Source organism: Fulvimonas sp. R45 (assembly GCF_030504985.1).
GTDB lineage: Bacteria > Pseudomonadota > Gammaproteobacteria > Xanthomonadales > Rhodanobacteraceae > Rhodanobacter_A.
In genome coordinates, this window is the sequence record NZ_JASERU010000005.1 from 176,335 (window position 1) to 188,721 (window position 12,387).

10 protein-coding genes are annotated in these 12,387 nt (G+C 71.4%); 3 read left to right on the plus strand and 7 right to left on the minus strand.

Annotated elements, in window-relative coordinates; genetic code table 11:
• Nucleotides 1-5: 5 nt before the first annotated feature.
• The 3 genes from QMK61_RS06710 to QMK61_RS06720 form a co-directional block, all read right to left on the minus strand.
• Nucleotides 6-2,960, minus strand: coding sequence for a type 2 lanthipeptide synthetase LanM family protein (locus QMK61_RS06710; RefSeq protein ID WP_302071355.1), 2,955 nt, complete (start codon nt 2,958-2,960; stop codon nt 6-8).
• Entirely contained in the window at nt 2,960-3,130 is a 171-nt protein-coding gene (locus QMK61_RS06715; protein ID WP_302071356.1) for a hypothetical protein, read from the minus strand. Before QMK61_RS06715 ends, QMK61_RS06710 begins: the two co-directional genes overlap by 1 nt.
• 98 nt (nt 3,131-3,228) lie before the next feature.
• Nucleotides 3,229-3,393, minus strand: coding sequence for a hypothetical protein (locus tag QMK61_RS06720; protein WP_302071357.1), 165 nt, complete (start codon nt 3,391-3,393; stop codon nt 3,229-3,231).
• A 304-nt stretch (nt 3,394-3,697) separates the two neighbouring features.
• Between QMK61_RS06720 and QMK61_RS06725 the strand changes: the two genes are divergently transcribed.
• Nucleotides 3,698-5,128, plus strand: a complete 1,431-nt coding sequence (locus QMK61_RS06725) for an aldehyde dehydrogenase family protein (protein ID WP_302071358.1) — start codon at nt 3,698-3,700, stop codon at nt 5,126-5,128.
• A gap of 15 nt (nt 5,129-5,143) precedes the next feature.
• On the opposite strand, the gene QMK61_RS06730 is transcribed toward QMK61_RS06725, so the two are convergent.
• Nucleotides 5,144-5,917 carry a YdcF family protein gene (locus tag QMK61_RS06730; protein ID WP_302071360.1) on the minus strand — a complete coding sequence of 258 codons (774 nt, stop codon included), beginning with the start codon at nt 5,915-5,917 and terminating at the stop codon, nt 5,144-5,146.
• A gap of 159 nt (nt 5,918-6,076) precedes the next feature.
• Here QMK61_RS06730 and QMK61_RS06735 point away from each other — a divergent pair, with 159 nt between their 5' ends.
• On the plus strand, nt 6,077-6,556 hold the full coding sequence (locus QMK61_RS06735) for a VOC family protein (RefSeq protein WP_345783622.1): 480 nt from the start codon (nt 6,077-6,079) through the stop codon (nt 6,554-6,556).
• A 66-nt stretch (nt 6,557-6,622) separates the two neighbouring features.
• Nucleotides 6,623-8,068, plus strand: a complete 1,446-nt coding sequence (locus QMK61_RS06740; RefSeq protein ID WP_302071362.1) for a phospholipase — start codon at nt 6,623-6,625, stop codon at nt 8,066-8,068.
• 294 nt (nt 8,069-8,362) lie between these two features.
• On the opposite strand, the gene QMK61_RS06745 is transcribed toward QMK61_RS06740, so the two are convergent.
• The 3 genes from QMK61_RS06745 to QMK61_RS06755 all read right to left on the minus strand — a co-directional run bounded on the left by QMK61_RS06745 (nt 8,363) and on the right by QMK61_RS06755 (nt 12,343).
• Nucleotides 8,363-8,695, minus strand: coding sequence for a hypothetical protein (locus QMK61_RS06745; RefSeq protein ID WP_302071363.1), 333 nt, complete (start codon nt 8,693-8,695; stop codon nt 8,363-8,365).
• A 185-nt stretch (nt 8,696-8,880) separates the two neighbouring features.
• The gene (locus QMK61_RS06750) at nt 8,881-10,536 is read right to left on the minus strand and encodes an alpha/beta hydrolase-fold protein (protein WP_302071364.1); all 1,656 of its coding nucleotides are present in this window, start codon (nt 10,534-10,536) and stop codon (nt 8,881-8,883) included.
• 154 nt (nt 10,537-10,690) lie between these two features.
• Nucleotides 10,691-12,343, minus strand: coding sequence for a serine hydrolase (locus QMK61_RS06755; protein ID WP_302071365.1), 1,653 nt, complete (start codon nt 12,341-12,343; stop codon nt 10,691-10,693).
• Nucleotides 12,344-12,387 lie beyond the last annotated feature (44 nt).

Genomic DNA, 12,387 nt, shown 5'->3' on the forward strand with positions numbered 1-12,387 from the left:
GCCACTCACGCCGGCGACGGTGCCCCCACCGACAGGCCGAGCACCGACGGCACCCGCGCCGGGTCGGCCAGCCGCAGGCAGCCGTAGGCGATGCCGGCCATGCCCACCATCAGGCCCAGCGGTTCCTGCGCCGCGGACGGCACGCCGCCGATCCAGCCCTTGCGGCCGTCCTCCAGCGCCTGCCGTCCGAGCCGGCGGGCGTCCGCGATCGCCTGCGCGTCGCCCTGGCACACGCCGTATTCGAGCAGCAGCTCAAGGTTGCCCAGGCGGCCGTGGCAAAGGGCGTGCGACGGCTCGCCGGCGATGCCGCGCTCGCGCACCGCTGCCACGCACGCGGCCATCTCCTCGCGCCACGCCGCGTCGCGCAGCGCGTCCGGCCAGAGCAGCCGCGCCAGCCCGACGCCTGGCGCGCCGTGGCACCAGGAATGCACGTCCTCGCGGCCGTCCGGCTCCGCGTAACGGTCGTACCAGCGCCGGCCGCGCCGGGCGAAGGCCAGGCGTTCGTGCCGCAGCGCCGCGCGCGCCAGCGCGACGGCCTCCGCGTCGCCGGCCAGGTGCCCGTAGCGCGCCAGCGCGGCGCCGATCCCCGCGCTGCCGTGTGCGAAGCCGCCCAATGCACGCCCCTGCGAGGCCGGCACGGTCCAGCAGGCGGCGTCGCCGTCGCGCTGCGCGGTGTCGGCGAGGCGGCGCGCGCAGTCGCGGGCCGCCTCCATCGCCCCGTCGTCCGGCCGGTGGCGCAGCAGTTCCAGCAGCACCAGCAGGCAGCCGGCCGCGCCGCCGACCAGGTCCAGGTGCTCGTCGGCCCCGATGCGCGCGGCGAGTTGCGGCACCCAGCCCAGCGCCTCGTCGACCAGCGCTTCGCGCCGGCCGCGCACGCCGAGCGCCAGCAGCACATAGAGCCAGCCGGCCAGGCCGTCGTAGGCGCCGATCGAGGGGAGCGCCCCGGGATCGTCGCGCAACTGGCGGCGGCAGGTGGCCAGGCCCGCCTCGACGGCATCGGCGAAACGCCGCTGCCCGCCGAGCCGGCCCAGCTCGGCGAACAGCAGCAGCACGCCCGGCAGGCCTTCGTACAGCGACGGCCCCATCACCGACACCGAAGCGTGTTCCTTGTCGCGGTATTCGGGGTGGAAGAAGACCAGGCCGCGGCGGTCGCGAAAGGCCAGCGCCAGCAGGTCGTCGCCCAGCCTCGTGGCGGTGTCGAGGAAATCGCCGCCACGCCAGGGGCGCATGGCCGGGACCGGGCGCGAACGCTCGATCACCCGTCCGCCGGCGATCGCCGCCAGGCGGTCGCATTCCAGCGACTGCACCAGCGCATGGCGCTGGCGCCGCAGGTCGCGCGGGGACAGCACGCGCAGGCGGCGCTGCACCTCGTCCCAGCCGGAACGCTCGCACAGCTTCGCCGCGACGTGGCCGTCGACGTCGCGCGCATCGACGTCGTCCACGCGCGCCAGGAAGCGCGGTACGTCGCCGCGCGACAGCGCCGCGCGCTCGGCGGCCTGCACGCGTTCCAGCAGCGGCCATTGCCGGCTGCCGAGGTCGAGCTTGGCCAGCACCGCCTCGCGCTCCCCGGCCGAACGCAGGTACTGCGGGTGCGCCATCGCGTCGATCAGGCGCGCGTAGATCTGCGTCGAACGCAGCACGATGCGCGTCTCCAGCCGGGCGAACGGCGCCAGCAGGCCGCGCTCGCCGCGCAGCTCCGGCTTGAGCCGGCGCAGGCCGCGGTAGGTGGCCTCGAAGCCTTCGACGATGGCCTCGACGTGGTCGTGCGCGGCGACGCGCCGGCCGTCGCCGAGATGCGGCAGGTTGGCCTTCGGTTTCGAGGCGGCCTCGGTCGGCGCCAGCTTCAGTCCGTCGGTGCCGGCGCCGACGGCGCGGCGTACTTGGTAGCGATGCTCGGCCCAGGCCAGCGCGCTGACGTCCCAGGCATCGAGGTGGCTCAGCTGTCCGGGCAGCAGGCCGGAAACCAGCACCGAAGGCGCGTACGCCATGCCCTCGCGCTCGCGCGCGCTGCGCTGGCCGATCCACGGCTGGCACACCGTCTCCAGGTCGACCAGTACCGGGTATTCGCCGCAGGCGACGAGGTTCTCCAGGTGCAGGTCGGTGCAGTTGAGCAGGTAGGCGATCGCGATCACGCCGCCGTAGCGCCGGAAATAGCGCGGCGCTGCCGCGGCGTCGGCCAGCGGCGCGTGTTCGATCCAGCCGGCGTAGCCGTGCCCGCCGCGGTCCAGGCTGCCGGTGGCGCGCTGGTCCGGTTCGACGCCGAGCTCGGCGATGCGGGCGAGCCAGTGCGCGTAGGCCACGTCCATCGCCAGCGAGCGCGGCTTGTACAGCGCCCGGCCCTGCTCGAAACCCAGTTCGACCACGCTGCCGCCGTGGTCGTGGCGGTCGCCCTGCCCCATCGCGAAGCGGCGCAGGCGGCCGGGTTCGCGCGCCCCGTCGAAGAGACCGGGCAGCGCCGGGAAATCCTGCTCCACGCGATGCAGAAAGCTGGCCAGGAAACGCTCGGTGCGTTCCGACTGGCCGACGATATCCGCCTGCAGCAGCGGGTAGCGCGCCTCCAGTACCGCACGGCCGGCCGGGCCGTCGATCCAGTCCAGGAAGAACGCGAAGCGCTGCTCCGGCGTATCGCCCTCGAGCGAGCCCTGGTGCCGCGCGATCGCCAGTTCCAGCAGCAGCGCCCGCGCGCTCCAGGCCAGCGCCGGTGCGGCGAAGGCGGCCCGCACGCTGGCTGCCAGCTGCTCGCCGTCGAACCATCCGGGATGCCGGCGCGCCGCGCCGGCCCAAGCCCGCAGGCTGCGTTCGCGGGCCGGGGCGAGCAGCGGTTCGGCCCAGCGCAACAGTGGCCGGAGCGCGGGATCGATGGCGGCATCGTCCGTCGCGCTGGATGCCGTGCCGTTCGCGTCGGGGCGCGGAAACGAAGCGGGCCACCCGTCGGTGGCCCGCTTGGCCGGCCGCGGCATCACGCGACGCAAAGGCAGAGGGTGTGGCCGCAGGAGCGGTAGCAGGTGTTGGCGGTCGCCATCGCGCCGGGCGGGTCGATCAGCCGGTCACTGCCGAGGTCGACGCTGCCGATGGCCTGCTCGACCAGCCGGTCGAGGGTTTCGGCGGACAGTTCCAGGGACGTGGGCATGGGCGTTCTCCGTATCGGTGGCCGCCGCCGGCAAGCCGGCAGCCGGCCGGGTGCCGCAAGCTGCCCGTGGGCAGCCTGCGGCGTCGCCAGGCATGGGCTCAGCAGGTGCCGGAGGTGTGCACGGTGGTGGTGGTGAAGCACTTGTTCGGATAGGTCATGGTCACCTTGTCGACCACCTTGTCGTCGTCGATGTCGGCGGCGCCGATGCAATCCAGGGTCAGTCGGTCGAGATCCTGTTGCGAGATCTGCAGCTGTACGGGCATGAGGTTCTCCAGGACAAAGCGCGGCACGCGCCGCGCGCGAGGGCGGGGTCCGCTCGGTCCATGCCGGCCCGCGCGCGCCCACGGAACGCACGCCGGCACCCCTGTCTGCACCAAGCCGGGCCATGGTCTATCACGCCCGCGCGCAAAGCGCGTGAATCCATGGAAAACTGTGACGGCCTTCGCCAAATGCCCGTCGCCGCGTCATCGAAGCGAAGGCCCGCGCATCGACCACAGCTCACGGCGATTGAACGGGCCGGATCGCATGCTCGGTGCGATGACCTGCGCGCCTTCGCCGGAGAGAACCATGCTCGACAAGACCTACCCCTACTACCTCGCCAACCGCCCGCAAAGCTCGAAGGAGACGCTGGAGGTACGCGACAAGTACAGCGGCAAGGTGGCCACGCGGGTGGCGGTGCCGGATGCGAAGGCGACCGAGAAGGCCATCGCCGCCGCGGTGGAGGCCGCCGCGCCGATGCGCGCGTTCAGGCCGTGGGCGCGGCAGGCGGTGCTGCAACATTGCGTGGCCCGCTTCAGCGAGCGCCGCGACGAACTGGCCGAGGCGCTGTGCATCGAGGCCGGCAAGCCGATCAGGGACGCCGCCGGCGAGGTGACGCGGCTGATCGAGACCTTCCGCATCGCCGCCGAGGAGTCGGTGCGCATCGACGGCGAGACGATCAACCTGGAGCTGGCCGCGCGCCTGGACGGCTACCACGGCTACACCAGGCGCGTGCCGCTGGGGCCGGTGTCCTTCATCACGCCGTTCAACTTCCCGCTGAACCTGGTGGCGCACAAGGTAGCGCCGGCGATCGCGGCGGGTTGCCCGTTCGTGCTGAAGCCCTCGGAGAAGACGCCGGTCGGCGCATTGATCATCGGCGAGGTGCTGGCCGAGACCGACCTGCCGAAAGGCGCGTTCTCCATCCTCACGCTGGACGGCAGGCACGCCGCGCCGCTGGTCGAGGACGAGCGCTTCAAGCTGCTCTCCTTCACCGGCGGCCAGGTCGGCTGGGAGCTGAAGGCACGCGCCGGTCGCAAGAAGGTGGTGCTGGAGCTGGGCGGCAACGCGGCATGCATCGTCGACGCGGACCAGGGGCCGCGGCTCGACCGCGTGGTGGAGCGGCTGGTGTTTGGCGCGTTCTACCAGTCCGGCCAGAGCTGCATCGGCGTGCAGCGCATCTACGCGCACGCCGGCGTCTACGACGCGCTGAAGAAGAAGCTCGTCGCCGCCACGAAGAAGCTCAAGGCCGGCGACCCGAAGGACAAGGGCGTGTTCCTCGGCCCGATGATCGACGAGGCCGCCGCCGAGCGCCTGCACGGCTGGATCCTCGAGGCGAAGCGCGCCGGCGGGAAGATCCTGTGCGGCGGCAGGCGCACGGGCAACATGCTGGAGGCCACGCTGATGGAAAACGTGCCCGCCGACGCGAAGGCCAACCGGCTGGAGGCGTTCGGCCCGTTCGCCCTGCTCGCGCCGTTCGACACCATCGACGACGCCATCGCGATGGTCAACGACTCGGACTATGGCCTGCAGGCCGGCATCTTCACCGACAGCCTCGGCCACGCCATGCGCGCCTGGAACGAACTGGAGCAAGGCGGCGTGATCGTCAACGACATCCCCAGCTTCCGGGTGGACAACATGCCCTACGGCGGCGTCAAGCTGTCCGGCTTCGGCCGCGAAGGCGTCCGCTACGCGATCGAGGACATGACCGAGATCCGCCTGATGGTGATGCGCGAAGGCTGAGCCGCACCCGCGCTCCTACAGCGAGCCGGGCTCCGACGGCACCAGCGGCGGCAGCGGCGGCGCGTTCCAGCCCATCGCGTTGTATTCGTGGTAGCGCGCGATGCCGGTGTACTCGTGCAGGGCCAGGTCGGTCAGCGCGAGGTTCCAGCTCTGCGGCCACCACGACATCAGCGGCGACACGTCGCCGCCGTCCGCCGGCACCGCGAGGATGCCGAAGTGGGCGAAGTACAGCAGGCTGCGCCGCAGGTGCGCGCCGGAACTGACCAGCACCACCCGCCGCGGCGCCCAGGCTTCGAGCAGCGGCCGGCTGAACTGCGCGTTCTGCCAGGTGTTGCGGCTGCGCGCTTCCAGCTGCAGGTCGGCGGCCGGCACGCCCAGCCGGCGCAGGACGCCGCCGTACACCGCCGCCTCGCTGGCATGGTGCCCCTGGCTGTCGCCGCCGCTGACCAGCAGCAGGCATTCGCGGCCGGCGGCCTTGCAGCCGCGGTACAGCGCGGCGGCCTTCGCGATGCGCCCCCAGGCCAGCAGGGACGGCTGCGTGCTGCCGTAGGCCACCTCGGTGCCCGCGCCCAGCAGCACGATGGCGTTGCGCGCGGCCCAGGCCTGCGGCGGCGCCACCGCGTACGGCCGCTGCAGGCCGGCCAGCAGCCAGCGCGGCAGCGGGCCGCAGGCGGCCAGCAGGAACAGCAGGATGGTCACGGCGGCCAGGCTCCAGGCAGTGCGCCGCCAGCGGCGCCACGCCGCCAGCAGGGCCAGCAGCAACAACACGAGCAGCACGGAAAGGACCATCGTCGCACCGGGTCAGGCAGGGGATGTCCAGCCTACCCCAGCCGGCCATCCGCGGCGATTGCGTCCCGCCGGGAAACGCTGTGGTGACGAAAACCGCATTGGCATGCAGCGGCCGCGCCTCCATCTGGTCGTCGTCCCCGCGGAATCCCCACCGTGAACATGTCCATCGCCACCCGCATCTTCTTCCTGCCGGCCCTGCTGGCGCTCCTGCTGCTCGCGCCGGCCCTGCCCGCGCGTCCCGCATCGCCGGCCGACGGCGGCTACATCGACCTGCAGGTGCCCGACCTGCCCCGCGCCGTGCGGTTCTTCCACGACGTGCTGCACTGCGCGCCGCTGGATGACCCGGACACGCGGCAGGCCGCGCTGCTCGATTGCGGCAACGGCACCATCGTCGCCCTGCGGCGCGGAGATTCCGGCTCGCAAGCCGCGGGAGCCCTGGTCACCGACGATGCCCGCGCCGCCGCCGCATGGCTGCGCGCGAACCACGTGCGCGTCATCGGCGCGCCGACGCGGGTGGACGTGGGACCGGGCACCACGGAGGTCGTGGTCACCTTCCTCGCGCCGTGGGGCCAGCCGCTGCGCCTGGTCAGCCGCGCCGGCGGCAACGATCCCGCCGACGCGCAGCTGGCGGCGCAGTAGCGCGGCGCCGGTACCCGGCGCGGCACGCATCCGCCATCATGGACGGCATCCTCGGAGGAGCCGTCCATGACCACCCTCGTCTTCGTCCACGGCTGGAGCGTCACCAACACCGACACCTACGGCCAGATGCCGCAGCGCCTGCAGCAGGCCGCCGCGGCCGCGGGCATGCCGCTGACGCTGGCCGACGTCTGGCTGTCCGAATACGTGAGCTTCGACGACGTGGTGGGCATGGACGACCTGGTGCGCGCCTTCGACCATGCCCTGCGCGACCTGCACCTCGAAGGGCCCGACTTCGCCTGCGTCACCCATTCCACCGGCGGCCCGGTGGTGCGCGAATGGCTGCGCGCGCAGCGCGAGCGGCCCGGCCGCTGCAGCACCATCCGGCTCACCCACCTGGTGATGCTGGCGCCGGCGAACTTCGGCTCGGCGCTGGCGCAGGTCGGCAAGGGCAACCTCGGCAAGCTGAAGTCGTGGCTGGATGGCGTGGAACCCGGCAGGCGCATCCTCGACTGGCTGGAACTCGGCAGCCCCGAATCGCTGTCGCTGAACCTGGACTTCATCCACGGCGCCGATCCGTCCGTCGCCGGGCAGTTCCTGTTCGTGCTCACCGGCGACCGCCCCGACCGCCACTTCTACGACCACCTCGTCAGCTACACCGGCGAGGACGGCTCCGATGGCGTGGTGCGCATCGCCGCCGCCAACCTCAACGCGCGCCATGCCGTGCTGGCCGTGCAGGACGGAGCGCACGACGGCGATACCGACCTGCTCTCGCTCACCCTGCAGCAGGGTCCGCGCTGCGCGTTCAAGCTGATCCCGGATGCCTCGCACTCGGGCACCGCGCACGGCATCCTCGCCAGCGCCGCGCCGGCCACCATCGACGCGATCCTGCGCTGCCTGCGCGTGCGCGCCACCGGCGACTACGCCGCGCTGTGCGACGCCTTCGACCAGGAAAACGCCGCCCGCGACGCCGCCAAGGTGGAACTGGAACCCGCCGGCCCGTTCGCCCCGCGCGTGCACATCCACGATCCGCGCAGCATGGTGATCGTGCGGCTGGGCGACGAGGCCGGCCATCCGCTCGCCGACGCCGGCTGCGTGTTCACCGCCGGGCCCGAGGCCAGCCCGGACCAAATGCCGCAGGGTTTCATGCAGGACCACCAGCGCAATTCGCGCGATCCGGCCACCGTCACCCTGTTCCTCGACTTCAGCCTGCTCGCCGGCGACGCCCGCGTGCCCGACCCGCGCAACACGCGCAACACGCTGCGCCCGGCGGTGCCCAGCCACCGCCCCTACGGCGCCATCGTGAAGCCGGCCGACCTCGCCGGCCTGGTGCACCACGCGCTGGCCAGCAACGTGCCCGGGGACGACCTGTTCGCCATGCTCGGCCCGCACCAGACCACCGTGCTCGACGTGATCCTGCCGCGCAAGGTGCACGAGGGCGTGTTCCGCCTCACCCAGGACCGGGCACCGCAGGATTTCAGTGATCCGGCACCCGGGCCCGTGCTGCCCGGATGAAGCCCCTCTCCCGCTTGCGGGAGAGGGGTTGGGGAGAGGGCCCGGCGACGCCGAAGCAGCACGCTCCGGACACCCCTCTCCGGCCTGCCGGCACCCTCTCCCCAAAGGGGAGAGGGATTCACTAGCTGGCGTTTACTCCAGCCATGCCGCGCCGTACCCGCAAAACCACTCTCCCGCTTGCGGGAGAGTGGTTGGGGAGGGCCTGGCGATGCCGAAGCACCACGCTCCGGACACCCTCTCCTGCCTTGCCGGCACCCTCTCCCCGGAGGAGAGAGGGATCCACTCGCCGGCGTTTCAGGACGTGCAACCCTTGCCGTGCGGGCCATGGAAGCCCTTGGCCTTGGCGGCGTCCTCGTCCAGGTACTTGCCGTGCTTGGTGCGGCCGTACCACTTGTCGCCGACGCAGTGGTAGACCTTGCTGCCGGCGTTGACCCAGACCTTGCCCGGGCCGCCGCCGGGCGCCGCCTCGGCGGCCGGCTTCGTCCAATCCATCGAATGTTTCTTCGCGTGCCGGACGCCAGCCTGGCTGGCCGGGGCCGCGGCCGGCGCATCGGCCTGCTGCGCGCAGGCCAGGGGAGCCGCCAGCAGAGCGGCGGACAGGACGGTGATCAAACCGAGTGATTTCATTGCGACGTTCTCCTCCATGGTTTCCTTGTCATCGTGACGGGCCGCGATGCGCCGCCCCGCTCCGTGCGGTGGACGCAAGGCCGTGACGCTCCGTCACGCCGTCGCGGGCATCGCCTTGTGCGAGTGCCCGCGACGAAAACTATGGAGAAAAGAAGCGCCGCCGTCGAGTCGGCCGGCGCCTACGCTCAGGGGCTCGCCGCGCCCACGGGCTTGAGCTTCGAATGCGGACGCGCCACGGCGTACATCGCCCAGCTGATCTGCTTCAACAACCCATTGCGGTCCTCGCCGATGCGGTACAGGTCGAAGTGCGTGCGGTCCGGGATGAAGCGGATGTCGGACTTCGCGTGCAGGCCATCCAGCACCGCCTTCAGCCGGTGCGCGGCGCCGTCCAGGTAGAAGGTGTCGGCGGTGCCCACGTAGAGGTGGATCTTGCCGTCGAGGTACGGCTTCAACTCGGGCCAGTGGTGCTGCAGGCGGTAGGCGATGTCGTAGTGGTCGCGCCAGTAGTCCACCACCGCCGGATCGACGTCGCCGGTGTCGCGATCGAACATCGGCTCGGGGCGACCATCCTTGCCCCTGGGCGAGAACACCCACTCGAACGAGGCCAACTGCCCGCCGTAGGGGCCGAACACGCGCTCCAGCTGCGCGAACTGCTGGAAGGTGGCCAGCACCTTGCCCTTGTCGCGCACCAGCGGATACGGCGTGCCGTCGGGCCTGCGGTAGACGTTGGCGTGCGGCGCGTACAGGTCCACGCCGGTGAAGTCGTGGAAGTCGCTGGGGTCGGGCGAGGTGGACCAGGTGCCGCCGAAGATCTCCGGGTAGCGCGTCTGCAGCCACAGCGTGGCCCAGCCGCCCGAGGAATGGCCCTGCAGGAAACGGCCGCTGGGCTTCGCGTCCATGCGGTAGGTTTTTTCAAGCTGCGGGATCAGCTCGGTGGTGAGCGCCATGCCCCACGGCCCGTTGTTCACCGAGTCGGCGAATTCATGCGTGCCGGTGGGGCTGGACTCGTCCAGGAACACCCAGATCATCGGCGGCATCTCGCCCTTGGCCATCGCCGCGTACACGTTCACCAAGCTGCCGATCACGCGGTCATTGTTGCCGCCGAAGCCCTGCGTGTAATACACGACGGGGTACGTGGCCTTCGCCTTCGCGTCGTAGTCCGGCGGCAGCAGCACGCGGCCGCGCATATGGACCGGCCGGCCCCAGAACGCGGTGAGCGCCGGGCTGGTGAAGTCGATGTCGCGCGCGTGCGCGCGCGCCGCCGGCAAGGCGGCCTGCATCGCCGGCGTGGCCCGGTGGCCGAGCTGCCACGGATCGCGCGCCGGCAGGGTCCGGTCCAGGCTGAGGCCGGGGATCTCCGCGGTGGGCAGGTGAACCTTCACCACCGGGCTGACCAGGTCGCCCGCGCCACGGCCGCCGTAGTTGTAGTCGTGGTTCACGTCGAGCACGGCCTGCACGTAGTAGTCGCCCGGCGGCAACTGCGACCAGCCCTGGGGGAACGCCAGGTGGTCGGTGTCGATGTCGACCACCTGGCCCGGCACCAGCCGGCCCACCTCGCGCGCGGCCACCGCGGTGCGGGTGGGGAAGAACGGGCTGGTATCCACCTCATCCACCTTGCCGCCGGCGTCCTTGTCCTCCGCGGCCTGCGCCTCGGCGCTCTTCGCGTCCTGCGCGAACAGCAGCAGGCGGCCGGACACCGGCTGCGTTTCGGCGCCGCCGAGTTGCACGTGGAAGTAGCGGTGCGCCGGCGCGGCGGGTCCGGTATCGCGCGCGAGTGTCGTGCCGGAAAGCAGCAGGCCGCAGCCGAGCAGCGCAGCAAGGATGGGACGGTTTGAACGCATGGTGATCCCCTTTGGTCTGGCCTTTGAGCCCCTCTCCCTGCGGGAGAGGGGTTGGGGTGAGGGTTCGGCCAGCGCGCAATGCACGGCGACGCCGAACCCTCATCCGCCCTTCGGGCACCTTCTCCCGAAGGGAGAAGGAAAAGCAAACGCTCGCTCAGCCCTTCCTTGCGCCGGCCTTCACCGGCGCCAGTCGCAAATCCTGGAAGTCGAAGCTGAAATCGGTGAGCGGCGAGACCGGCTTCATGCGCACCTCGCGCACGTGGCCGTCGTCGTCCAGCGCGAAGTTGACGAAGGCGTCGGCGTTGAGCGAGCGGTCGTCCCAGCGCACGATGAAGGTGTCGTGCTGCCACGGCGTCATCGTGCCGACCAGTTGCTTCGTGTGGCTGAAGCGCAGGCGCAGCTTGCCGCCCTCGTCGCTGACCACGATGTCGCCGTACCACGGGTCGCGGTAGGTACCGGCGTACTGCGCCAGCGGCAGCGACGGTTTGCTGTGCTTGTCGCGCGCGGCTTCATGCTTGGCCCAGCTGTCGTCGGCATGGCTCTCGGACAGCTTGACCGCCTTGTCGTAGGCGGCCACCCAGTCGGTCTTGTGCTGCGGGTCGAGGTAGGCGTCGAGCACGCGGTAGGTGATGGCGTTGAACGCGGCACCGGACTGCTGGTTGGTCAGCACCACCACGCCCAGGTGCAACTTGGGCACCAGGGTGAGGCGCGAGACGAAGCCCGGCCAGCCGCCGGTGTGCCAGACCAGCTTCCGGCCCTGGTAGTCGCTGAGGAACCAGCCCTCGCCGTAGCCGGAGAAATCGGGCACCAGCGGCTTCATCTCGGGGACCGGCGGCTTGCCGGGCGGGATCGGCGTCAGCATGGTCCACATGTCCTCGTGGCTCTTCGCCGAGAACAGCCGCTTGCCGTCCGGCAACTGACCGCCGGCAAGCTGCACGTTCATCCACTTGGCCAGATCGTGCACGCTGGCATAGATGCCGCCGGCGCCGGGGTCGTTGAGCCAGGCCATCGGCGGCACCGGCTTGACGTCCTTGAAGTCGTACGGCGCGTGGCCGGTGGCCGCGTCCATGCCGGGCTTGAGGTAGGTGCAGTCGACCAGCGACTCGTCCATGCCGACCGGCTTGAAGATGTGCTGGCGGATGAAGTCGGCGTAGCTCTGGCCGGAGACCTTCTCGATCACCAGCGTGGCCACCGCGAACAGGATGTTGTCGTAGGCGTAGTGGCCGCGGAAGCTGTTCTTGATCGGCACGTGGGCCAGGCGCTTCACCACGTCCTCGGTGGTGTAGCTGGTCGGCGGCCAGTACAGCAGGTCGCCGGCGCCCAGGCTGAGGCCGCTGCGGTGCGCCAGCAGGTCGCGGATGCGCATCTCGTGCGTCACGTACGGGTCGGACATGCGGAACCACGGCAGGTAGTCGATTACCCGGCCGTCCATGTCCAGCTTGCCCTCGTCGGCCAGCATCTGCAGCGCCGCCGCGGTGAACGCCTTGGTGTTGGAGGCGATGGCGAACAGCGTGTCCGCGTCCACCTTCGCCGGCTGGCCCAGTTCGCGCACGCCGTAGCCGCGCTCCAGCACCACCTTGCCGTCCTTCACGATCGCCACCGCGATGCCCGGCACCTGGAAGGTCTTCAGGGTGCGCTCGACGTAGGCGTCGAGGTCCTGCAGCTGGGCCGGCAGGGCCGCCGGCGTGGCCATCGACGTACCGGCCGGCGCGCCCTGCGCCGGGACGGCCTGGGCCGCCGCGGCCGTGGCGAAGGCGAACAGTGCGCTGCATACGGCCAGCCGCAGGGAAAGAGGGCGCTGGGACATCGTCGGCTCCGGTGGACGTGAATCCTCCCACTATCGCGGCAAAA

What these genes read in the sequence shown, in the direction of transcription:
- QMK61_RS06710 (WP_302071355.1), bottom strand. Translation starts at nt 2,960, where the DNA reads ATGCCGCGGCCGGCCAAGCGGGCCACCGACGGGTGGCCCGCTTCGTTT.
- QMK61_RS06715 (WP_302071356.1), bottom strand. Translation starts at nt 3,130, where the DNA reads ATGCCCACGTCCCTGGAACTGTCCGCCGAAACCCTCGACCGGCTGGTC.
- QMK61_RS06720 (WP_302071357.1), bottom strand. Translation starts at nt 3,393, where the DNA reads ATGCCCGTACAGCTGCAGATCTCGCAACAGGATCTCGACCGACTGACC.
- QMK61_RS06725 (WP_302071358.1), top strand. Translation starts at nt 3,698, where the DNA reads ATGCTCGACAAGACCTACCCCTACTACCTCGCCAACCGCCCGCAAAGC.
- QMK61_RS06730 (WP_302071360.1), bottom strand. Translation starts at nt 5,917, where the DNA reads ATGGTCCTTTCCGTGCTGCTCGTGTTGTTGCTGCTGGCCCTGCTGGCG.
- QMK61_RS06735 (WP_345783622.1), top strand. Translation starts at nt 6,077, where the DNA reads ATGTCCATCGCCACCCGCATCTTCTTCCTGCCGGCCCTGCTGGCGCTC.
- QMK61_RS06740 (WP_302071362.1), top strand. Translation starts at nt 6,623, where the DNA reads ATGACCACCCTCGTCTTCGTCCACGGCTGGAGCGTCACCAACACCGAC.
- QMK61_RS06745 (WP_302071363.1), bottom strand. Translation starts at nt 8,695, where the DNA reads ATGAAATCACTCGGTTTGATCACCGTCCTGTCCGCCGCTCTGCTGGCG.
- QMK61_RS06750 (WP_302071364.1), bottom strand. Translation starts at nt 10,536, where the DNA reads ATGCGTTCAAACCGTCCCATCCTTGCTGCGCTGCTCGGCTGCGGCCTG.
- QMK61_RS06755 (WP_302071365.1), bottom strand. Translation starts at nt 12,343, where the DNA reads ATGTCCCAGCGCCCTCTTTCCCTGCGGCTGGCCGTATGCAGCGCACTG.